The organism is Seongchinamella sediminis (assembly GCF_003457605.1).
Lineage (GTDB): Bacteria > Pseudomonadota > Gammaproteobacteria > Pseudomonadales > Halieaceae > Halioglobus > Halioglobus sediminis.
The window spans coordinates 68,796-88,977 of record NZ_QRAN01000010.1 but is presented as its reverse complement, the minus strand read 5'-3'; the positions used below and the strand labels follow the sequence as shown (position 1 = coordinate 88,977).

21 protein-coding genes are annotated in these 20,182 nt (G+C 64.2%); 11 read left to right on the top strand and 10 right to left on the bottom strand.

What is annotated here, in order from left to right:
- Positions 1-9 precede the first annotated feature (9 nt).
- Complete coding sequence (locus tag DWB85_RS10835) at positions 10-801, bottom strand: SDR family NAD(P)-dependent oxidoreductase (protein WP_117954403.1); 792 nt, start codon at positions 799-801, stop codon at positions 10-12.
- A gap of 136 nt (positions 802-937) precedes the next feature.
- Between DWB85_RS10835 and DWB85_RS10830 the strand changes: the two genes are divergently transcribed.
- The 4 genes from DWB85_RS10830 (at position 938) to DWB85_RS10815 (ending at position 5,379) form a co-directional block, all read left to right on the top strand.
- Complete coding sequence (locus DWB85_RS10830; protein ID WP_117954400.1) at positions 938-2,125, top strand: aspartyl/asparaginyl beta-hydroxylase domain-containing protein; 1,188 nt, start codon at positions 938-940, stop codon at positions 2,123-2,125.
- Between the two features lie 138 nt (positions 2,126-2,263).
- On the top strand, positions 2,264-3,244 hold the full coding sequence (locus DWB85_RS10825) for a calcium/sodium antiporter (protein WP_117954397.1): 981 nt from the start codon (positions 2,264-2,266) through the stop codon (positions 3,242-3,244).
- Between the two features lie 42 nt (positions 3,245-3,286).
- Positions 3,287-4,618 carry an NfeD family protein gene (locus DWB85_RS10820; RefSeq protein WP_117954395.1) on the top strand — a complete coding sequence of 444 codons (1,332 nt, stop codon included), beginning with the start codon at positions 3,287-3,289 and terminating at the stop codon, positions 4,616-4,618.
- Positions 4,618-5,379: a slipin family protein gene (locus DWB85_RS10815; protein WP_117954392.1), complete on the top strand. Its 762-nt coding sequence runs from the start codon at positions 4,618-4,620 to the stop codon at positions 5,377-5,379. The genes DWB85_RS10820 and DWB85_RS10815 overlap by 1 nt, the downstream gene beginning before the upstream one ends.
- A 10-nt stretch (positions 5,380-5,389) precedes the next feature.
- On the opposite strand, the gene DWB85_RS10810 is transcribed toward DWB85_RS10815, so the two are convergent.
- The gene (locus DWB85_RS10810) at positions 5,390-6,466 is read right to left on the bottom strand and encodes a hypothetical protein (protein WP_117954390.1); all 1,077 of its coding nucleotides are present in this window, start codon (positions 6,464-6,466) and stop codon (positions 5,390-5,392) included.
- 193 nt (positions 6,467-6,659) lie between these two features.
- Here DWB85_RS10810 and nhaR point away from each other — a divergent pair, with 193 nt between their 5' ends.
- From nhaR to DWB85_RS10780, 6 genes are all read left to right on the top strand, one after another.
- The gene (gene nhaR / locus DWB85_RS10805; RefSeq protein ID WP_117954387.1) at positions 6,660-7,562 is read left to right on the top strand and encodes a transcriptional activator NhaR; all 903 of its coding nucleotides are present in this window, start codon (positions 6,660-6,662) and stop codon (positions 7,560-7,562) included.
- 93 nt (positions 7,563-7,655) lie between these two features.
- Complete coding sequence (locus tag DWB85_RS10800) at positions 7,656-8,363, top strand: tellurite resistance TerB family protein (protein ID WP_117954385.1); 708 nt, start codon at positions 7,656-7,658, stop codon at positions 8,361-8,363.
- Between the two features lie 107 nt (positions 8,364-8,470).
- Entirely contained in the window at positions 8,471-9,037 is a 567-nt protein-coding gene (locus DWB85_RS10795; RefSeq protein ID WP_133300605.1) for a hypothetical protein, read from the top strand.
- 122 nt (positions 9,038-9,159) lie between these two features.
- Positions 9,160-11,673 carry an acyl-CoA dehydrogenase gene (locus DWB85_RS10790; protein WP_117954380.1) on the top strand — a complete coding sequence of 838 codons (2,514 nt, stop codon included), beginning with the start codon at positions 9,160-9,162 and terminating at the stop codon, positions 11,671-11,673.
- Between the two features lie 274 nt (positions 11,674-11,947).
- Entirely contained in the window at positions 11,948-12,331 is a 384-nt protein-coding gene (locus DWB85_RS10785; protein WP_117954378.1) for a PA2779 family protein, read from the top strand.
- Between the two features lie 37 nt (positions 12,332-12,368).
- On the top strand, positions 12,369-13,334 hold the full coding sequence (locus DWB85_RS10780) for a PA2778 family cysteine peptidase (protein WP_117954375.1): 966 nt from the start codon (positions 12,369-12,371) through the stop codon (positions 13,332-13,334).
- A gap of 45 nt (positions 13,335-13,379) precedes the next feature.
- Here the strand turns inward: DWB85_RS10780 and DWB85_RS10775 are convergent, their stop codons facing one another.
- The 3 genes from DWB85_RS10775 to dps all read right to left on the bottom strand — a co-directional run bounded on the left by DWB85_RS10775 (position 13,380) and on the right by dps (position 14,921).
- Positions 13,380-13,883 (bottom strand): DUF1269 domain-containing protein, encoded by a 504-nt coding sequence (locus DWB85_RS10775; protein ID WP_117954373.1) that lies wholly within the window; start codon positions 13,881-13,883, stop codon positions 13,380-13,382.
- Positions 13,884-13,947: 64 nt separating this feature from the next.
- Complete coding sequence (locus DWB85_RS10770) at positions 13,948-14,283, bottom strand: hypothetical protein (protein WP_117954371.1); 336 nt, start codon at positions 14,281-14,283, stop codon at positions 13,948-13,950.
- Positions 14,284-14,351: 68 nt separating this feature from the next.
- Positions 14,352-14,921, bottom strand: coding sequence for a DNA starvation/stationary phase protection protein Dps (dps, locus tag DWB85_RS10765; RefSeq protein ID WP_117954369.1), 570 nt, complete (start codon positions 14,919-14,921; stop codon positions 14,352-14,354).
- A 146-nt stretch (positions 14,922-15,067) separates the two neighbouring features.
- On the opposite strand from dps, the gene DWB85_RS10760 reads away from it, so the two are divergent.
- The gene (locus DWB85_RS10760) at positions 15,068-15,328 is read left to right on the top strand and encodes a hypothetical protein (protein ID WP_239017293.1); all 261 of its coding nucleotides are present in this window, start codon (positions 15,068-15,070) and stop codon (positions 15,326-15,328) included.
- Positions 15,329-15,342: 14 nt separating this feature from the next.
- Here DWB85_RS10760 and DWB85_RS10755 read toward each other — a convergent pair whose 3' ends face one another.
- The 5 genes from DWB85_RS10755 to DWB85_RS10735 all read right to left on the bottom strand — a co-directional run bounded on the left by DWB85_RS10755 (position 15,343) and on the right by DWB85_RS10735 (position 20,111).
- On the bottom strand, positions 15,343-17,361 hold the full coding sequence (locus tag DWB85_RS10755) for a hypothetical protein (RefSeq protein ID WP_117954367.1): 2,019 nt from the start codon (positions 17,359-17,361) through the stop codon (positions 15,343-15,345).
- A 179-nt stretch (positions 17,362-17,540) separates the two neighbouring features.
- Positions 17,541-17,852: a chaperone modulator CbpM gene (locus tag DWB85_RS10750; protein WP_117954364.1), complete on the bottom strand. Its 312-nt coding sequence runs from the start codon at positions 17,850-17,852 to the stop codon at positions 17,541-17,543.
- The gene (locus tag DWB85_RS10745) at positions 17,849-18,796 is read right to left on the bottom strand and encodes a DnaJ C-terminal domain-containing protein (protein WP_117954362.1); all 948 of its coding nucleotides are present in this window, start codon (positions 18,794-18,796) and stop codon (positions 17,849-17,851) included. Before DWB85_RS10745 ends, DWB85_RS10750 begins: the two co-directional genes overlap by 4 nt.
- 88 nt (positions 18,797-18,884) lie before the next feature.
- On the bottom strand, positions 18,885-19,367 hold the full coding sequence (locus tag DWB85_RS10740) for a pyridoxamine 5'-phosphate oxidase family protein (protein ID WP_117954360.1): 483 nt from the start codon (positions 19,365-19,367) through the stop codon (positions 18,885-18,887).
- A gap of 105 nt (positions 19,368-19,472) precedes the next feature.
- Positions 19,473-20,111, bottom strand: a complete 639-nt coding sequence (locus DWB85_RS10735; protein WP_117954358.1) for a glutathione S-transferase family protein — start codon at positions 20,109-20,111, stop codon at positions 19,473-19,475.
- Positions 20,112-20,182: the final 71 nt, after the last annotated feature.

The window sequence follows — 20,182 nt, the reverse complement described above, 5'->3', positions numbered from 1 at the left end:
GCCGGGATCTCACCAGGGGATTGGCTCGCCCTGCCAGTCATGGAAGTCGCCAGTGCGCCCGGGTGTCAATTGCGCTATCACCGCGAGCAGTGCGGCTGCGCTTTCATCCGGCGACAGAACCCGGTTGCGGTAACTGGCGCTGATGAAGGGCGCCGACAGGCGTGACTCGACCGTGCCCGGGTGCAGTGCCACGAGGCTGACGTTGCGGTGGCTGATCTTCCACTCGCGAGACAGGGTTCGCAGCAGCATGTTGTGGGCGGCCTTGGCCGCGCGATAGCTGTACCAGCCACCAAGACCATTGTCTTCGATGCTGCCCACCCGCGCCGAGAGCGATGCCAGCACCGCCGGCTGGGGGTGCTTGAGCAGCGGCGAAAATGCCTGGCACAACAGTGGCAGGAAGGTGGCATTGATGGCAAAGGAGCGCTGCAGCTGATCCGGGTCGAGGTCCCGCAGGCGCTTTTCCGGGCGCTGGCCGTCAGCGTGAAGCATGCCAACGGTATTGAACAGCAGGTGAATGCGCTCCACCTGCCGGCTGACATTGGCAGCAGCGTCGGCGATGGATTGCGGCTGCTCGGCGTCCACGTAAAGCGAGCTTACCCGGCTGTCTCCGGGGGCGCCGCCAGGTCTCCGGGCCAGCAGGAAACCATGTTCCAGGGCGGGCAGGGCCAGCAGCCGCTCGAGGATGGCGGTGCCGATGGCGCCATTGCCCACCACCACCGCATTGAACCGCGGCAGCTCGAGAAAGCCTCCACCGGTGGATCCTGGTTGCGCTGCGGGGTCTGTCGGCTTGAAGTCGCTCATCGGCAGAATATACGCGCACAGTCGCCGGGCAGATGAGCGGCAAGCGGCCCGGCGCGGATAACGTCGACAGGCCCCAAGACTTTTGCCGCTGTCTTCGGTATAAAACCAACATTACTTTTTTCCGGTGAATTCGTTCATGGCGCATCCATCCCTCCAGGCAATGGTCAACGACGCGGTGAAGGCCCTGCAGGGCGGCCAGCACGAGGTGGCCCGGCAACGCTTTACCGGGCTGCTGTCGGGAGAGGACCCCGCGCTCGCCCCGGCGCGGGCAAACCTGCAGCTGTGGATGGGCCTGGCCTATGCCTGTGGCAACTGCAAGGACGAACAGGGCGCCCTGGCAGCGGTGGAACAGGCGCTGGCGCTGGAGCCGCGCAATCCCCAGGCGCTGTTGTTCAAGGCCGATCACCTGTGGCACTGGCAGCAGCAGGAGCAGGCGGCCAGGTTTTACCAGACCCTGCTGCAGGTCTGCGAGAGTATGGACACGCCGCCGCCCGGGCTGGCGGATCAGCTGGACCGGGCCCGGCAGCGCAGTGAGCAGGTGGCCGACCAGCGTCTGCACTACCTCAGGCAGCAGCTGGCTGAGCTGGATATCGACGGCGACAAGGTCAGTCCGCGCTTCGGGCAGGCGCTCGCTATCAGCACCGGAGAAAAGCTGTTTTATCCCCAGCAGCCGTCCAAATTCTTCTTCCCGGAGCTGCCGCATGTCCAGTTCTTCGAGCCCGGGGACTTCCCGTGGGCGTTGAGCCTGCAGGCGGCAACGGGGCCTATCCAGCACGAGTTGCAACAGGCCCTGGCGCGGGATATCACCTTTGCGCCCTACCTGGAGGAGAACAAGGATCTGCCCAGGGCCAGTTCCGCAGACCTGTGGGGCAGCGACGACTGGGGAGCGCTGTACCTGTGGCAGGACGGCGAGCTGAACAGGGAGCTGGCGGAACAGTTTCCGGAAACCACCCGTATCCTGGCGGAGCTGCCCCTGGCGGTGATCCCGGGGGCTTCACCCAATGTGCTGTTTTCCCGCCTGAAGCCGGGCACTGACATACCGCCGCATCACGGCTTCTTCAATACCCGGCTGATCTGTCACCTGCCGCTGGTGGTGCCGGAAAATTGCGGGGAATTGCGGGTTGGCAATGAGAGCAGGCAGTGGCGTGAGGGCGAGCTGTTGATCTTCGATGACTCCATCGAGCACGAGGCCTGGAACCACAGCGATCGGGACCGGATCGTGCTGATATTCGAGGTCTGGAGGCCGGAGCTGTCCGCCGCAGAGCGCGCTGCGATCAGCGCGCTGCTGGGGATGATCCGGGGTTATGCCCGGGGCCAGTCCTGAGCGCCAATGGCCGTTAGCGCTCTGGCCCTTCCTATGGGGCCGGCACGGCAGGGTCTATACTGGAGATCACTGCCAACAGCCCTGGATTCGCCTGATGAGTAAAATCCCGCCTGAGCACAGTACGGGTGGAAATACACCGTGACCGTCGGCCTGCTATTGCTGGGCATCCTGCTGTTGCTGGCAGGTGGTGCCGCACTGGTGTCGGGGGCTACCCGGCTGGCGGACCGATGGGGCATTTCTCCGGCCCTGGTGGGCCTGACCGTGGTGGCCTTTGGCACCAGCGCTCCGGAACTGGTGGTCAACGTGATCGGCGCCATACAGGACCAGACCTCGCTCGCCTTTGGCAACGTCGCCGGTTCCAACCTGGCCAACCTGGGCATGGTGCTCGGCTGTTCCGCGCTGATCAGCCCGGTAATCCTCCAGGGTCAGCTGATCCGGCGCGAACTGGCGCTGCTGATGCTGGTGACCTCGATGCTGGCGGTGATGGTGATCGACCTCGCCCTGGCGGAGGGTCCGGCCCGCATCAGCCGCTCTGATGGCCTTATCCTGCTGCTCATGTTCAGCACGATTATCTATATATCGGTGGGCGACCTGGTGCGCAGTCGCCAGGACCCGATGGTGCTCAGGGCAGAGGGGCTGGAGGTGGCGATGGCGCCGCTGGATGGGGGCGGCGCGAGACGTGACTGGCTGCTGGTCCTGGCCGGCGTCTGCGGACTGTTGCTGGGGGGGCAGCTGACCATTACCCATGGCGCGGCGCTGGCGACCCTGCTGGGCGTGCCGCCGGTTATCATCGGCCTGCTGGTGGTGGCGCTGGGGACCAGCATGCCCGAGCTGGTGACCTCTGTCATCGCCGCAGTTCGCGGCGAGGCCGACCTCTGTGTTGGCAATGTCATCGGCTCCAACCTGTTCAACATCCTCTTCGTGCTGCCGATCAGCGCCCTGGTGCGGCCCCTGCCAATACCCGCGGGCGGACTCATGGATGTGCTGTTCTCACTGGTGCTGGCCGTCGCCCTAGTGGTCGTATTCCTGACCGGGAATGCGCGCATGGGGCGGTTGACCGGTCTGGTTTTTGTCCTGATCTACCTCGCCTACATGAGCTACCGGGTGGTGAATGCCTGAGGGGGCAGGGCAACATGCCGCCGCTTTGCCTATACTGGGGCTATGAACCTGCAACGCTGGTGTAAGTACCTTTCCATCCTCCTGTGGGCGCTGTGCGCCTCCATGGCCAGGGCAGATGCCTGGCTGGTGGACCTGGAGGGGGCTGTGGGCCCGGCCAGCGCCGACCACGTCATCCGTGGTATTCACCAGGCCAATGCCGCCGGCGCTGAACTGGTCATACTGCGTATCGATACCCCCGGGGGACTGGACCTGTCGATGCGCGAGATGATCAAGGCCATCCTCGCCTCCCCGATTCCGGTGGTGGGCTACGTGGCCCCGGCCGGGGCAAGGGCCGCCAGCGCCGGTACCTACCTGCTCTACGCCACTCACCTGGCGGTGATGGCGCCGGGTACCAACCTGGGCGCGGCCACGCCGGTGCAGATCGGCGGGGCACCCGGCCTTCCCGGCGGCGGGGACCAGGATAAAGCCCCGGATTCCCCCTCCGCCATGGAAAAGAAAATCATCAACGACGCGGTAGCCTACATCCAGGGGCTGGCCCAGCTGCGCGGCCGCAATGCCGAGTGGGCCGAACGTGCGGTGCGCGCAGGTGAGAGCCTGTCCGCCGAGGATGCAGTCAGCGAGGGGGTCGTCAACTTCATGGCGGTTTCGGTCGAGGACCTGTTACAGCAGGCAGACGGTGTCGCAGTCGCGCTGGACAGTGGCGAGCTTACCCTGCAGACAGCCGGGCTGCCCGTGTACCACCACCCGGTCGACTGGCGCAGTGAGTTCCTGGCGGTGATTACCAACCCCAATGTGGCCTACATCCTGATGCTGGTGGGCATTTACGGGCTGATTATCGAGTTTTACAACCCGGGCATTGGCCTGCCCGGCGTGATGGGAGCGCTGTGCCTGCTGCTCGCCCTCTATGCCCTGCAGGTGCTGCCGGTAAGTTACGCGGGGCTGGGACTGTTACTGCTGGGCATCGCGCTGATGGTGGCGGAGGCCTTTGCCCCCAGTTTCGGCATCCTGGGTATAGGCGGCCTGGTGGCGTTCATCATCGGTTCGGTGATGCTGATGGATACGGAATTGCCGGCCTATCGCATCGCCATGCCGGTCATCGCCGCGTTTGCCGTGTTCAGCGTCGCGGTGTTGAGCCTCGCCCTGAGCCTGGTCCTCAAGGCCCGGCGCCAGGCCAGCGTTACCGGCGTCGAGCACCTGGTCGGCCAATTTGGCGTGGTCGAGCGGGTGACCCCCGACGCCACCTGGGTACGCCTGGACGGCGAGCTGTGGCACGCGCAATCGAGCACTAGCCTGGCGGAACACGACGAGGTAGTGGTCGATGCGCTGGACGGCCTGGTATTGAAGGTGAGTAAACCTCACCGGGAGAATAGCTGATGTTTGGATTCGAGTATTTTGGCGGCGTGATCACCCTGCTGGTCATCGCCCTTGTGGTGTCCATGTTCAGGGTGCTGCGGGAGTATGAGCGCGGGGTAATCTTCATGCTGGGCCGGTTTTACAAGGTCAAGGGCCCCGGGCTCATCATCGTCATCCCGGTGCTGCAACAAATGGTGCGGGTGGACCTGCGGACTGTGGTCATGGACGTTCCCACCCAGGATGTGATCTCGCGTGACAACGTGTCGGTGCAGGTCAACGCGGTGATTTACTTCCGGGTGCTGGACCCGGAACGGGCCATTATCCAGGTGGAGAACTACCTCGAGGCCACCAGCCAGCTGTCCCAGACTACCCTGCGCTCGGTGCTGGGCCAGCACGAACTGGACGATATGCTCGCCGAACGCGAGCGCCTGAACACGGACATCCAGGACATCCTCGACAAGCAGACCGCTGCCTGGGGGATCAAGGTGGCCAACGTCGAAATCAAGCACGTGGACCTCAACGAGACCATGGTGCGGGCCATCGCCAAGCAGGCCGAGGCCGAACGGGAGCGTCGCGCCAAGGTTATCCACGCCATCGGTGAGTACGAGGCGGCGGAGAAGCTGGCCGCGGCCGCTGAGGTCCTGGCCCACGAGGACAAGGCGATCCAGCTGCGCTACATGCAGACCCTGGTGGAAATAGCCGGCGACAAAAGCAACACCATCGTCTTTCCCATGCCGGTGGATATTCTGGACAAGCTGAACAGCAAGTCTGCTGAAAGCTGACGCCGCCAGGTCATCGGGGTACAGCCGGAGTTGTCACCGGACCTTCAACGAGGTCAGCGATCACGAAATCCAGCATGCTTCGCCACAGACCGAGGCGGTCGTAGTCGTTAGTCACCAAAAAACTGCCGAGGGGTATGCCCGACATGTCCAGCGGTACGCTTACCGCCCAGTGATCCGCGTTGGCGTAGCCCAGCAGGGTGCTGCCGGGCAGCAGCTGGTCCCAGTGCAGGAGCGCGCCGTCATTGAGCGGATGTACCACTCCCAGCACCTTGTAGGGTGAGCGCAGGGCGCGCGAGACTCTGGCGGGCTCCGGCGCTGTCACCAGCGAGTAGGCCGGCACCGGGAGCGGCAGGTGGTCTTTCAGCCAGGCGTGGCGTACCCTCGGGCTCAGGCTTTCCAGGGCCAGGCCGTCACCCTCGCCACAGTCCCCGAAGGGGCTGAAGTGAAGCAGTTTCTCGGTGTTTCCCGAGTCGTTCTCGGCAACCGGTGAGCCGCCGATGGCGCCGGCGACACTGATCAATGCGGCGGTATTCGCCGCGAGTTGCGGGTAATTTTCCAGGGCCACCATGATGTCGTTGGTGCCCTTGGAATAGCCCACCAGGAGCAGCGGCCGCGGGTCATTGAGTTCGCCCTTCAAGGAGTTAAACAACAGTTCGGCATTGCGCTCACTGCCGGAGAGCCCCTCCACCGGGATCAGCCGGGTATCAAAACCCAGGCTGCGTAGCTGGTTCAGTGGCAGCTCGGGTTCGTCGATGAGTTCACGCACGCAGTCCCAGCCCACGCCCAGCGCCACCGCAATGCGAAAATCGCCGCGCCGTGCGGCATCAATGGTGGGAACGGCCTGTGCGGGCCCTTCGTCGCGGAACCGGCGCAACTGTTGCACGCAGGCTTGCGGGTCGGTAGGTACCTCGCAGTAAATAGCGCGAAAGTCCGCCCGGCGATCGATCACGCCGGCAAAATTGGCCGGCGCCAGCGACAGGGGTACATAGTCGGCGGTGTCGACAGTCTCCGGCATGGGGGAACAGGCTGCCAGCAGGGCGGCGCAAATGCCGCAGTAAAAACCTGGCCAGAATTTACTGATTGTCATTCTAATCCTGCAGTAGCTGCCATCGCTGCCCCGCGCTGGCTATTGCCGCGGATCAGGGCCAGCACAGATGGGCAGCCTGCATTTAGCCAGACTTGGGCCCGCGGGTACAGCCTCTTTAATCAGGTATAGTCGATCCTGTTTTCTGTAACCTTCGTATAAATCGAAGTTATACCTGTTCTCAGGGAGGCCACAGGTGCGTCATCTCAACTACAGCCATCTTCACTACTTCTGGACCGTGGCCAATGAGGGCAGCATTGCCCGGGCGGCAGAGGTACTGCACATTACCCCGCAGACCATTTCGGGCCAGCTCAAGCTGCTGGACGAGGCGGTGGGAGAGCCCCTGTTCCAGCGGGCGGGCCGGGGCCTGGTGCTCACCGACACGGGCAATCTGGTCAAGCAATACGCCGATGACATATTCGCCCTGGGCGGTGAGCTGGCCCAGGTGGTGCGCGGCCGCCAGGCTGTCGGCCAGGTGCTGAACGTTGGCATCGTTAACTCCATTGCCAAGCTGATTGCCCATCGTGTGCTGCAACCGGTGGTGGCGACGGAGTCGGACATGCGCCTGTGCTGCGTCGAGGGCGACCTGGATGATTTGCTCGCCGACCTTGCGGTGCACCGTCTGGACCTGGTGTTGTCGGACCGGCGGCTGCCGGTCAATACCAACGTCAAGGCCTATAACCACACCCTGGGTGACAGCGCGATCGCCCTGTTCTGCAAACCGGCGGCGATACGCCGGTACCAGACGAACTTTCCCCAGTCACTGCACGGCGCACCCATGTTGATGCCGGGTCGTGGTTCTGCCCTGCGCAGGGATCTCGATGACTGGTTCGAGCAGGTGGGGATAGAACCGCGGGTTGTTGCCGAGTTTGACGACAGTGCCCTGCTCAAAATGTTTGGCGCGGGCGATGCTGGCGTGTTTCCCGCCCCCCATGCCATTGCCCCTGAAATCGAGCGCATGTACAGCGCGCGGGTGATCGGCATGGCGGAGGGAGTGCGTGAAACCTACCTGGCCATTTCCCCGGAACGGCGGCTCAAGAACCCGGCGGTGCTGGCGGTGATCGAGCAGGCCAGGGAACAGCTGTTTCCCGCTGCCTGAGTTCGGTTAAGCCTGAGTAATGCGCTGGAAAAACCGCCTTGTGGCTGGCTCGCCGCCGACTAACATGGTCAGTCACAAACAGGAGGGCAAGCGATGAACTTCGACAGGATAATGTCTAACCTGGCCGGCAGTGGGGTGCTGGGCGGGCTGGCCGGCGGCGCGGTCAGCGGCGCGCTGATGAGTAACAAAAAAGCGCGCAAGACCGCCGGCACGGTGCTCAAGGTGGGCGGTATTGCCGCCCTCGGCGGCCTCGCCTGGAAGGCCTATCAGGGCTATTCCGCCCAGCAGGGCCAGCAGGGCCAGCAGGGCCAGCAGGGCCAGCAGGGCCAGCCCGCAGCGGCACCCGCGGGTGCGCAGCGCCAGCAGCACCGCGCCAGCCCGGTGTGGTCCGGGCTTGAGGAGCAGGGCTTCGCCATTAATCCCGATGACGATTCCAGCGGCTCCCGCGCGTTCCTGCTGGTACAGGCGATGATCGCCGCGGCCTGTGCTGACGGGCACCTCGACCCGCAGGAGCGCGAACGCATCCTCGGTCGGGTCGAGGAGTTGGGCCTGGAGGTCGATGAAAAAGCCCTGGTGTTCGATGCGATGCGCAGCCCCCTGAGCCTGACCGAGCTGAGCCAGCGGGTTGACTGCCCCGAGCTGGCGGCGGAAGTGTATCTGGCTTCGATGCTGGCGGTTGATACCTCACGGGTTGCGTCGGAACTGTACCTGGATGCGCTCGCATTCCGGCTCGGCCTGCCCGACGGCCTGGTGGCGCAAATGCACAAGCAGCTGCCGCTGGCGCCTGAGGCGGCGGCGTAAGCGGATCGCTTGCCGGGGAGCGGGCAGTTCGCCGGCACAATAGCGACTGACTGATAGCCGCTGTCTGGCGGGTGTTTTATACTCTGGCTTAAACTCCAGAGGTATCCATGTCCCGGAAATCCCGCAACAGGACCTGCCCGACACGCAGGTTGATGGCGCTGCTGGCCGGTCTCTGCCTGACCGGCGCGGTTTACGCTGCTTTCACCACCACGGTGCCAGTATCCGAGCAACTGGCCGGCGACGTTGCCGTGTCCAGTTTTCCGGTCGCGGTGGCCGTGGACGAGTTCAAGCTGCTGCTGACCGAGCCGCAGGTCATGTTCCTGGATGCGGAGCGCATTGGGCTTGGGGTACGGCTCCAGGCCTACGATCACCGTCCGGCTGAGGGCATTGCCGTCAGCGAGACCGGGCGGGCCATGCTCTCCGGCAGGGTTGCCTGGGATGCTGGCTCCCGCGAAGTGGTGCTCCACGAACCGCTGCTGGAGCAGCTGGTATTTGACCGCGAGAACTCCGTGACCCGGCAATTCTCGGGGCTGCTGCAGGCGGAGTGGTCGCAGCGGGTCAGCAAGCCGATCCGCTCGCAGCTGCCGCCACACCCCTACCTGCAGCCGTTCAGGGGCAACATCGCCGATATCCGCTACGACGGCCGTCATATCAGCCTGGTGCTGGTTTACTGAACAGCGACAGTCTGCCCGGTCGCCCGTCGGCATCCGCAGGCGGCGCGGGTCGCTGTCGCTGGTAATACGCGGAAGTTGAACTAACGTATCATGAGAGAACCTTGTACGGGAGTTGACGAGTAATGACTGTGATCCTTTTCCTGATAGTGGCGCTGGTGCTGCTTTACCGCGGCCAGGGCGGCAGGCAGGCCCTCTGGTACCTGGGAGGCGCCGTGTTCCTTGGCCTGCTGTGGGAGGGGTTCGATCTCCTCGACCTGGTGGTGGGTGGTTTGCTGCTGTTCGCCGCCTGGCTGCTGCTGACCCCGGGGCCGATGCGCCTGGAGCGGGTCAGCCGGCCCCTGCTGGCGCGGGTGCGCGGCATGTTGCCAACCCTGTCGGCTACCGAGGCCGAGGCGCTGAAATCGGGGTCGGTGGACTGGGATGGTGAGCTCTTTTCCGGCAAGCCGCGCTGGGAGCGTCTGATCGAGGCCCGGCCGGCGCAGTTGAGCGATGCAGAGCAGGCCTTTATCGATGGGCCGGTGGAAACCCTCTGCGGCATGCTCGACGACTGGGCCCTCACCCACGAGGATTACGACCTGCCGGAAGCCGTATGGGATTACATGCGCGAACAGGGCTTCTTTGGCCTGGTAATCCCCGCCGAATTTGGCGGCAAGGGCTTTTCCCACACCGCCCACTCGGAAATCGTCATGAAGATTTCCACCCGCAGCGTGTCGGGCGCGGTGACAGTGATGGTACCCAATTCCCTCGGTCCCGGTGAATTGTTGCAGCATTACGGCACCGATGAACAGAAGTCTCATTACCTGCCGCGCCTGGCGCAGGGGGAGGAGGTTCCCTGCTTCGCCCTGACGTCGCCGGTGGCGGGTTCCGACGCGGGCGCCATCCCCGACAAGGGCATTGTCTGCCGCGGCCAGTGGCAGGGCGAGGAGGTGCTGGGCCTGAAGGTCACCTGGAACAAGCGCTATATCACCCTCGCCCCGGTGGCGAGCCTGATCGGTCTGGCGGTGAAAGTGTACGACCCGGACGCATTGCTCGGTGGCGACGAGGTGGTGGGCGTATCCTGCGTGCTGGTTCCCCGTGAGCTCGAGGGCGTTCACGCCGGCGCGCGTCATCTGCCGATGAACACCGTGTTCATGAACGGGCCCACCTGGGGCACCGACGTGTTCATCCCCATGAGCCAGGTGATTGGCGGCCAGGAGATGCTGGGCAAGGGCTGGACCATGCTTCTCGAGTGCCTGTCCATTGGCCGCTCCGTATCCCTGCCCGCCCTGGGTACCGGCGCCGGGAAACTGGCCTGCCTGGCCACCGGCGCCTATGCCTATACCCGCGAGCAGTTCGGTCGTTCGATCAGCCAGTTCGAGGGGGTGCAGGCGGCGCTGGAGCCGCTGGCCGGCTACACCTACCAGATGAACGCGGCGCGCCTGCTCACCTCGGGCATGCTGGACCGCGGGGTGCGCCCGGCGGTGCCCTCGGCCCTGCTCAAGTACCAGAACACCGAGCTGATGCGCAGCGCCATCAACCATGCCATGGACGTGGTGGCGGGGCGCGGGGTAATCACCGGCCCGCGCAATTTCCTCGCCCGGGCTTACCAGGCGGTGCCCATCGCCATCACCGTGGAGGGCGCCAACATCCTGACCCGCAGCCTGATGGTGTTCGGCCAGGGGGCGATCCGCTGTCACCCCTTTATTACCGACGAGATCAGCGCCGCCCAGGACCCGGACGAGGAACAGGGCCTGCGTGATTTCGATGCGATTTTCTATCGACACATTGCCCACAGTGCCCGCAATGGCCTGCGCTCCTGCGCCCTGGCCTGGGCCGGCGGGGCCCTGGAGTCGGTCCCCGAAACCGGCAACCTGCAGCGCTACTATCGCCAGCTCGCCCGCTTCTCTGCCGCCTTCGCCCTGCTGACCGATGTCACCCTGCTGTCGATTGGCGGCGGGCTCAAGGCCAGGCAGCGGCTGTCCGGGCGGATGGCGGATTGCCTGGTCCACTTGTATTACGGCAGTGCGGTGATCAAGTACTGGCTGGACCAGGACCGCCCCGAAGACCAGGTCGACCTGGTGCGCTGGAGCCTGGAAACCAGCCTCTACGGCGCCCAGCAGGCCCTGTGGGCGGCTGTCATCAACTTCCCGGTGCGCGCCCTGCGCTGGCCCCTGCGCCTGCTGGTATTCCCGCCGGGGCACACGCGGCTGCGCGGGCCTTCGGACGCCCTGGGCACACGGGTTGCGGCGGCGATTGTCGAGGATTCACCCCTGCGCGATCACCTGGCTGAGAGCTGTTACCGCAAGCAGGATCCGGCGGACCCCCTGGGCCGGGTGCTCAACGCCTACCGCCTGGCGCTGGTCACCAGGGAGGTGCGCGGCCGGCTCAACGAGGCCATTCGCGCCCGCGACGAGGATCAGATAGACGCCACCGCATTACTGATGGGGCACCAGCGGGAGGAACTGGTGGACTGGGCGCAGGAGCAGGGGCTGGTGTCCGCCGGGGAACGCGGCCCGCTGCTGGAGGCGCTGACCGCCCTCTACGACGTGATCCGGGTCGACGCCTTCGAGCCGGAGGGTATGCGCGAACTGGCGGACTGCGCCCGCGGCAAACGGCGGGTGGTCGAACGACCGCCGCTGGGCAGCGAGGCAGGTTAATCCACGGTGGTGTCTGCCATCCCGGCGCCGGCGGCGTTGCTGCGCACTGACGGATGCCGTTTCCCATGGCGTCCTGCCCCGTGCGGCGGTCGCCACCTGCCCCGAGTAGTCTGCAAGTTGTGCGCGTACAGGGTATAGTACGCCCCTCGTGCCCGCCCCGGGCCCTGCTAAAACCACAGGTTTTGTAGGGATCAGGGCACTGTTAGCACCGTTCCCACACCCCGGGTGGTGCATAATCGGTGACAGAGTCACTCCAACACACAGGGAGCATTCCATGCACAATTCCATCCGCAACAGGTTTTTCATCTACTTCCTCGTTATCCTGCTGCCCGGGGCCAGCCTTTGCAGCAGCGTCAACGCGGGAGTGATTGATTCCCGGGATCTGGTGCAGGAGCAGCTTGTCAGCGATCAGCGTAGCGAGTTGCTGGCGCTGGTGAGCCGCGAGGATGTTGCCAGGCAACTCACCGAGTTCGGTGTTGACCCGGCCAACGCGCAAATGCGCATTGCCAGCCTGACCGATGCAGAAGTTGCCAGCCTGCACCAGAATATCGACGAGCTGCCGGCGGGGTCGGGCGTGCTGGGCACGATCGCCCTGGTACTGCTTATCCTTATCCTGCTGGACATCGCCGGTGTCACGGATATTTTTCCCAAAATCTAGCCAGTCATTACCGGCAGCAGGGCAGTAGCTGAAGGCCTTGCGCTCAGCGGGGAGCACTGTAGCCAAGCGTTACCGGGCGGCCGCGACGCTGCTGCTGGCGCTTGCCGGGTGCGCCAGTTCCCCCCAGTTTGACCAGCTCATGGACGCCAGGGATGGCGGCGGCATCGGGTACAGCGCCAGTCGGGAGCTTGAGCAGGTCGCCTTTTATCCCCAGTCGGCCTACCAGTGTGGCCCGGCGGCGCTCGCCACCCTGCTCACCACTGCCGGTCGCGATGTAAAACCGGACGACCTGGTGGACGCTGTTTATGTGCCCGCGAAGCAGGGCAGCCTGCAGGTCGAAATGCTGGCCGCCGCGCGGCAACAGCAGGTGATACCGATTATGGTGGAACCTCGCCTGGAGGCGCTGTTGGCGGCGGTGGACGCAGGGAGCCCCGTGCTGGTCATGCAGAATCTGGGGGTAGATCTCATTCCGCGCTGGCATTACGCCGTGGTAGTCGGCTATGACCTGGAGGCCGGTGACATCGTATTGCGTTCCGGCGAGACCCGGCGCCGGGTATCGTCCTTGCGGGTATTTGAAAGAACCTGGCAGCGCAGTGACTACTGGGGTTTTGTTGCGCTGCCGCCCGGAGAACTGCCCACCTTCATACCACAGCAGCGCTACCTGGTGGCACTGGCTGACTTCCTGCAGCAGGGTGAGGCCGAAGCTGCTGTGGCTGCCGCGCAGGCAGGTGTCCGCAGATGGCCGGCAAACGTGCCGCTGCAGATGATGCTGGCCGAAGCATATGCTGCTGCGAGCGCGGCGCAGGCAGCTGTTTCGGTGTATCGCGACATATTACTGCAGGATGAACGCTACGCACCCGCGCACAACAATCTGGCGATGCTGTTATTCAGGCAGGGCCAGCGGCAGGAGGCGCTGGTGCACGCCCGGCGCGCGGTCGCCCTGGGCGGACGGCACGCTGCCGAGTACCAGCGCACCCTGGAACAGGTGAGTGGGCGGCGCTGACAGACAGCAGGTGCGGGGCTGGAACGCGGTTGAACGCCGCTGCATTCAGGCGGCGTCCAGATTACCCCGTTGCAATAATGTCCCGGAGTGCCGGGACTCCAGCATGGCCGCCAGCTGTGAATGCTGGTCTGGCTCGCAGTCCACGATCACCATCAGTTCGCCGCGGTCAATCCGCTCGCGGTAATCTTCCACCTCCTGGTTGGGGACGCTGACGCCGACCAGGGTGCTGAACCAGGTGCCGAGAGCGGTGCCCAGCGCGGTGCCGGCCAGAATCGCCCCGCCCCCCAGGGTCAGGCCCGCCGGGGGCACGGTGACCGCGACCAGGCTACCCAGCAGCCCCATGGCGCCGCCGGTGGCCGCGCCGCGTTTGGCGGCCTGCACCACGTCGCTGCGGTGGGTGATGTCCGCCTCGGGAAGGGGCTCGAGGATGACCTCATCATTGGCGATAACGTGCAGGTCATCTTCGCTAACGCCAAAGCTTTTCAGATCTTCGATGACCTGTTTGCCGTCCGCAAAAGTACTAACAAAGAAAAAATAACGTTGTTTCATATTAACTCCGGTTGCTCCGGTTGCTCCGGTTGCTGGGGCACGCTGGCGCGAGTGCAGAGCGCGCTTATACGGCCAGCATCCTGATCATGGTCGGCTCGGTGTAAACCAGCGCGCCATCGCTTCCGCGCCTGGCTACCAGGTGAAAGTGCGCGGCGTCTTTCGAGGGGTCAAGGAACACGCGCATTTGCGGCGCGTCCAGGGGGCCGACCCCGGCAGGAGCATCGACGTCAACGCGCCGGGCCGGTATGACAAGCTCGGGCGAGTCTGATTCCATCAGTTGCTGCTCTAACTTGAGGAGGTTCTGGTAGGCGCTGTCGTCCAGGGTCAGCCGGCTAGGGCCGACGGGTTCGGAGCTGTCGCCGGGCTGTGCTTTCAAGAATGTCTCTACGGTAATGTTCATTGCTGGGCCTCGTTGTCTGCGGTGGCTGGTGAGTGGAGGGGCGCTGGTGGCGCCCCCAGGTGGTAATGTCAGGCCTTGCTGGCCGCCCGGGCAGCGGCGCGCTCGCTGTGCACATCTGCTGTGGGCAGCTCCCCACCGGCGGATTCCAGGTGGGCGCGCACAAACCACTGGAACTGCTCCAGCTGGGCCAGGTGGCCGATGAGCATATCCTCGGAGACGGGATCGAGGTCGGCGAGCCGTGCGATGGCGGCGCGGTGATCGCTGTTGATACCCGCATAGACGATATCGAGGGCGCCGAGGTGCTCGTTGACGGTGGCCTTGCCGAGCGAATAGTCCTGCCAGCTGCGGCGTTCGATGACCGCGCCGGGCGTACCCAGCGGAACGCCACCGAGGCTGGCGATACGCTCCGCCACGGTGTCGGTCATCTCGCGTACGGCGTCTACCTGCGGGTCCAGCATTTCATGCACGCTGATAAAGTTGGGTCCGACAACGTTCCAGTGAACGTGTTTCAGCGTCAGTTGCAGATCGATAGTGGCGACCATGCGTTCTTCCAGGATGCCGATGATTGCGTCAGCCTGCGACGCCGCGAGCCCCGGTACTGTGAAGTTGGTGACATGGTTGCCTGAATGGGCGTTCATGGTTTCCTCCGTGTTGCTGGTGACTGAATGATGGCGCTCAGGCGTCATCACTTACTACAGCCTACGGCGCTGCCGCTTGATCAGATCAGCTTTTTACCTGCGGCAGCGGCAAACGGTTTAAACAGTGCTGTGGCGCGCTCGCATCGGTGGCGTCGCCGGGGGGACCAACAGATACGGGTGAGGCAGTAGACACCATTACCGCCAGAACCCGGCGGGGGCTTGCCTACCTCACCGCCAATGGCGTTGCCGGCGACCCGGATCGCGGGATCGCGCTGCTGGATGAGTCTGCAAATGCCGGCGAAGCGCTTGCTGCCGCTGTGGCCGCCACCGTGCGGGCGACCGGGCTGTGGGGCCGGCCCGACACGGACATGGAGGTTCCGAAGCCTTCACGCCACACAGGGCAATGAACGGGGATCAGCTCTTACTCGGCCAGCACCGGGATATCGTCCAGGTTGCCCCAAGGCTCCAGGGCGATATTCTGCGGGCCGTTCCAGAGTATGATGGGCAGCGGCTCGGGCTTAACGTAAGCCTCAAAAGTGGTATCGATAATGGTGTCGGATGGCTGGGCCTCGAACACCAGTAGCTCGGCAAACATCACCTTGCTGTCGTACTTGAGGATGTCCGCGACCTCCTGCCAGTACACAAAATCGTTGGCTTCCATCCAGGTCACCAGCGGCCGGGTGGTGAGAATGTCCGCCGGTTCCGGGTAGGCTATGGCGACGTCTACCGAGATGTCCTCCTCGCCGTCGCTGAGCTGTATGCGAACGCCGTTCGCCCTGTCCAGGGAATAGCTGAAGTTCTCATTGGGCTCCTCGATCAGCTGGATCAGCGTTTCAGGGTCAAGGAAATTAAAAGCCTGCCCGGGGTTGCGTTGCTGCCAGTCACGGTACCGTTCAAGGGCGATCACCGGGTCCAGGCCGCCGGCGGTGGACTGGGCTTCCAGCACCATGAAGCGGGGCTGGGGGTCCGCTTCCGCGGGGTTGATCACGTAGGTGGACCACTCGGCGCGAAAGCTGTCCAGGTTCTGCCCGGTGGCCTCATAGACATTCAGCGACACCGCGTAAACCGGCTCGCACTGCTCCGGGTAAAAGCGGATCTGCGCCAGTTCAAAGCTGTCCGGCAGGAAGGCCTGCCTGAAGTCTTCGGCCCGGTCTTCGGGAATCTCGAAGTTGATGAATATGGCCCTGGGTTCGGGCTTGAGGGCGAAGAACAGCTTGGGCCGCTCGGCACCGGCGTACACGGCCAGGGCCTGGTAGAGATCGGCTATGCCGTAGTGCAGGGTGGCGAGGCCGGATGGGGAAAGACCCAGGTTGTCGGCGGCGGCATAAAGCGCCGCGTACACGGCCGGCGGCGATTGCCCGGACAGGGCCTGGCCAACCAGGCAGCTGAACAGTTCGGCAGCACTGCCCGCTCCCTCGGGGCCGGCGACACAGGGAGCCCCGGGGCTGGCCTCGAAGGCCTCATTGGCCGGTTGCACCAGGTGCTCGCTGACCTGCCCGGCAACCAGCACCTGCGCCAGGTTCTCGGTGTAGGCCAGCCAGGGCTGGTTGCCGGTAAGTCGCACCTGGTCGACAGCGATGGAGCTGAAAGGCGCGCTGACCGAACTGCCGTCGTAGTAGTAGCGGGACTGAAGGCCGTTGGGCCCCAGTGTCTGCTCGCCGGCGGTGAGAAACTCCTCGCTCAGCAGCAAGGGCTCCGCCGCAGCCGTGTTACCCAGGGGAATATCCACTTCCAGGCTGTCGGCTGCACCATTGAGCAGGACACTGACTCCCTCATCGCTCTTGCTCACCTGCAGCTCGCTGGCGGCCACGTCGCGCGGCTCAAGCAGGTCCAGGCCGGCCTTGCTGGTGGCCTTGCTGAACCGGTACAGGCGCGGTGTAGGGTCACTGTCCCGGCTGACAAAGGTTTTCCATTCCAGCTTCGCTCCCCGTTCGCCCCGCGCCGTGTTGGCGATATCGGCCAGCAGGTAGTAGTGACCTTCTGTGCTGCTGGCTGATCGGTCGGCGACACCCGGGAGCGGGGCGCGGGCCAGGGTGAGCGGATTTTGCAGCCCGATCTCCCGGCTGAAGGCTTCAACCTGCGCCGGGTCGATCCGCCACACCAGGATGGACCTGTCCCGCAACTCCAGCGGAAATACCGGTGGCTCCTCACCCGAGATGGTGGTCTGCTGCAGGGCCGCGTTGATCAGGCTGCCGCCGAAGATGGCGTTGCGAATGGTTTGCAGGGTCTGCTTTTGTTCCGCGGGAATGCCGTAAAGCGACGCGAGTGCCGGGTCGACCTTGTTGACCACCGGTGCATCCGATGCCGGGCAGAAAGGTGATTCAGCCGTGGACTGTTCCCGGGAGCCGCCACTGGAACCGCTGTCGCAGCCGGCGAGCAGCGCAAGGCCCACGAGCAAAGTGAGCACATGGCGTATTTTGCGGGCGGCCTGCCGTAACATGATGTTGTCCCAGTCAATGTAACTGGGACAAATACGCGACAAGCCGGAATTCAGATCATCCGGAACATCGCTGCGATGTTACCGGACAAAGGTGAGGGCAATTGCTCCGGCGAACCTTGTTCGCTACCAACAAAAAGGGCCCCGCAGGAGGCTGTGTAGTGGGAGGCTAGGCGAAAGGCCTATCCATCCTCTGCCACGAAGCGCTGCAGTTGTTGACGCAGCTGCTGGTTTTCACGGTGCAGGCGGTCGCGCTGGCGTAACAGGTCCACCAGCATTGCCGTGGCGACCCAGTCCAGGTCGAGATCGCGGTGCAGCCGTATTGCCTTGTGCATCCACCTGGCGGATGTCGTATCAAACTCCCAGTCGCGTGCCTGGCCCCCGGCCGTTGGGCGGGCAATGCCCTGCTCTACAATGGTCACGACCTGTTCCTCGGTGACGCCCTCACGTTCGCAAAATTCACGTGCGGTGATTCTCAGGATGCTGGTGCTCATGCCGACGCTCTCCATTCTGCCCGTGGGTCATAGTCCAGCTCATCGGCCAGGGTCTGCCACAGCTCGCGGGCCTTGTCGCTGGACTTCGCCGGCATGGTGATTTTCAATACGGCATAGAGGTCGCCCCTGCCTGCCTTGCTGACCAGACCCTTGCCCTTGATGCGCAACTTGCGTCCCGCCTGATTGTCAGGGGCCACGGTGAGCGTGACTTTACCGTCCAGGGTGGGGACCGTCACTTTGGTACCGAGAGCGGCCTCCCAGGGAGCCAGCGGCACGGTGATCAGCAGGTCGTGTCCCTGTACGTCGAACAGTGGGTGGGGTACCAGGCGAACGTGGAGGTAAAGGTCGCCATCGGGCGCGCCGCCCTGACCCGGTATACCCTGACCGCGCAGGCGTATACGTTCACCTTCGCCAACACCCGCGGGAATGGTGACCTTGAGCGATTTGCGACGGTTAACCCGCCTACCGTTTTCAACGACCGGTAGTTCGTATTCCACGGGCTTCTGTGTGTCGCTGAGGGTCTCCTCGAGAAAAACCGGCATCTCGATTTCCACATCCTGGCCGCGCCGCCCCCGCGCAAAGCCCTGTCCGGCATCCCTCCCCTCGAACTCCGCGCCGAAAATGCTGTTGAAGAAATCCGAGAAGTCGCCTCTGAAGTGGTGGCTGCCGCCGCCCGCCCGCGACTCCCACCCGGGCGGCGGCTGGAAGCCGTGCCCGCTGCCGGCTGCGCCGTAGCGCCGCAGTTCATCAAATTCCGCTCGCCGGGTCTCGTCCCCCAGCACTTCCCAGGCTTCGGCTACTTCCTTGAACTTTTCCTCGGCCTCATCGCCGGGATTGAGGTCTGGGTGGTACTTGCGCGCCAGTTTGCGGTATGCGTTTTTGATATCCGCTTTTTCCGCGTCCGGCTCGACACCAAGAATGGCATAGTAATCCTTGAACTCCATAGCCCTCTCGCTCCTGGACTGTTATCTGGCGCAGCAGGCTTGGTGCGTGCTGCCAATACCTCGGGTTAATGCGTCGCGGTCCGACTGCTCACTTGAGCGTTGGGTAAAAATAATCGCCGATGCTCATGTCTGGCGTAAACAGTTCAGCGCCCATCGCTTCCATGTCCCATGAAATCCACTTTTGGGGCGTCAGTTTCACTACCATGTCGGACATGCCTGCAAATGCCGGCCCCACGACGGGATGCTCCATGCCTGCAGGCGTCAGGTACTTGCCGTTGATCTGCCTCGCCAGGGGAGTGGCAGCCTCTCCGGTCAGCAATTCGGCTCGTCCTGAAGCGCTTAGTCCTGCCTCCCGACCGTCTTCCCGGGATTCGATGCACAGGGCCATGCGTGGATCTCGCGCCAGGTTGCGCCCCTTCTCCGTGTGACCGCTGGTGGCGATGTACAGGGCACCCTCCTGGAACAGGAACCAGACGGCGGTGACATGGGGCATGTCGTTGGTATCAAAGGTAGTCAGGGTGGCGATGCGCCGCTCCTCCAGCAGGTGCGCCAGGGATTCATTAAAAGCCATTTTATCCTCCGTCGGTGTTGCCGCTTACCTTGTACAGTATGGCGCGGATTACGGATTCTGCCCGGGTCACGCGCGGCCGCGGTCACCACCCGGCCGCTCGCTGGTTCAGGGCCTGCTGGCGCCCGGCCCCGCAATGGCCATGGCCTTCTGGTAAGCGGGGCGGGCGGCGATTCGGGCCACGTAAGCCCGGGTATTGGGCAGGCTGTCGTTGATTTCCCGCCCTCCCAGCATGCCCAGGGAGGTGAGGTTGAACATGGACATGATGTCAGCACAGCTGAATGCCGCTCCTCCCAGGTACTCGGATTCGCCAAGCCGCTGTTCCAGGGCATTATAAAGGCCGTCTTCACGGCGCTGGGTAGTGGTCAGCATCAGGTTGCCGGGGCCGGGTTCGGCGCCGGTGGCCCGCACAGCTGCCTTGATGAACAGGGCGCACTGCAGGTTGTTGTTGAACTGCATCCAGAACAGGTAGTGGGGGTAGTCCGGGCTGTCGACATCCACTGACAGCCGCCCCTCGCCGTGCTTCCGGGAGATGTACTCGACAATCGCCGTGGACTCGGCCAGCACCAGGTCACCATCGGTGATGATGGGCGCAGTGCCCGCGGGATGAAGCGCGCGGTACTCCGGCGGGGCCAGGAAGTCGTCACCCCGGTCGTACCACTTCAGTTCGTAGGGGAGGCCCAGCTCTTCCATCAGCCAGACGATACGGTCCGACTGGGAAACGCCCAGGTGATGGATGGTGATCATGGCTAGCTCCTTGCGGCTAGGGTTGCTGTTGATGCATGCCCGGCCACGCAGGGTGGCCGGGCACGAGTGCG

Excerpts from the sequence above, each read along its gene's own strand:
- dps (WP_117954369.1), bottom strand. The coding sequence starts at position 14,921 with ATGAACGCCCATTCAGGCAACCATGTCACCAACTTCACAGTACCGGGG.
- DWB85_RS10755 (WP_117954367.1), bottom strand. The coding sequence starts at position 17,361 with ATGTTACGGCAGGCCGCCCGCAAAATACGCCATGTGCTCACTTTGCTC.
- DWB85_RS10815 (WP_117954392.1), top strand. The coding sequence starts at position 4,618 with ATGTTTGGATTCGAGTATTTTGGCGGCGTGATCACCCTGCTGGTCATC.
- DWB85_RS10820 (WP_117954395.1), top strand. The coding sequence starts at position 3,287 with ATGAACCTGCAACGCTGGTGTAAGTACCTTTCCATCCTCCTGTGGGCG.
- DWB85_RS10745 (WP_117954362.1), bottom strand. The coding sequence starts at position 18,796 with ATGGAGTTCAAGGATTACTATGCCATTCTTGGTGTCGAGCCGGACGCG.
- DWB85_RS10770 (WP_117954371.1), bottom strand. The coding sequence starts at position 14,283 with ATGAACATTACCGTAGAGACATTCTTGAAAGCACAGCCCGGCGACAGC.
- DWB85_RS10785 (WP_117954378.1), top strand. The coding sequence starts at position 11,948 with ATGCACAATTCCATCCGCAACAGGTTTTTCATCTACTTCCTCGTTATC.
- DWB85_RS10790 (WP_117954380.1), top strand. The coding sequence starts at position 9,160 with ATGACTGTGATCCTTTTCCTGATAGTGGCGCTGGTGCTGCTTTACCGC.
- DWB85_RS10735 (WP_117954358.1), bottom strand. The coding sequence starts at position 20,111 with ATGATCACCATCCATCACCTGGGCGTTTCCCAGTCGGACCGTATCGTC.
- DWB85_RS10810 (WP_117954390.1), bottom strand. The coding sequence starts at position 6,466 with ATGACAATCAGTAAATTCTGGCCAGGTTTTTACTGCGGCATTTGCGCC.
- DWB85_RS10750 (WP_117954364.1), bottom strand. The coding sequence starts at position 17,852 with ATGAGCACCAGCATCCTGAGAATCACCGCACGTGAATTTTGCGAACGT.
- DWB85_RS10740 (WP_117954360.1), bottom strand. The coding sequence starts at position 19,367 with ATGGCTTTTAATGAATCCCTGGCGCACCTGCTGGAGGAGCGGCGCATC.
- DWB85_RS10800 (WP_117954385.1), top strand. The coding sequence starts at position 7,656 with ATGAACTTCGACAGGATAATGTCTAACCTGGCCGGCAGTGGGGTGCTG.
- DWB85_RS10830 (WP_117954400.1), top strand. The coding sequence starts at position 938 with ATGGCGCATCCATCCCTCCAGGCAATGGTCAACGACGCGGTGAAGGCC.
- DWB85_RS10775 (WP_117954373.1), bottom strand. The coding sequence starts at position 13,883 with ATGAAACAACGTTATTTTTTCTTTGTTAGTACTTTTGCGGACGGCAAA.
- DWB85_RS10795 (WP_133300605.1), top strand. The coding sequence starts at position 8,471 with ATGTCCCGGAAATCCCGCAACAGGACCTGCCCGACACGCAGGTTGATG.
- DWB85_RS10835 (WP_117954403.1), bottom strand. The coding sequence starts at position 801 with ATGAGCGACTTCAAGCCGACAGACCCCGCAGCGCAACCAGGATCCACC.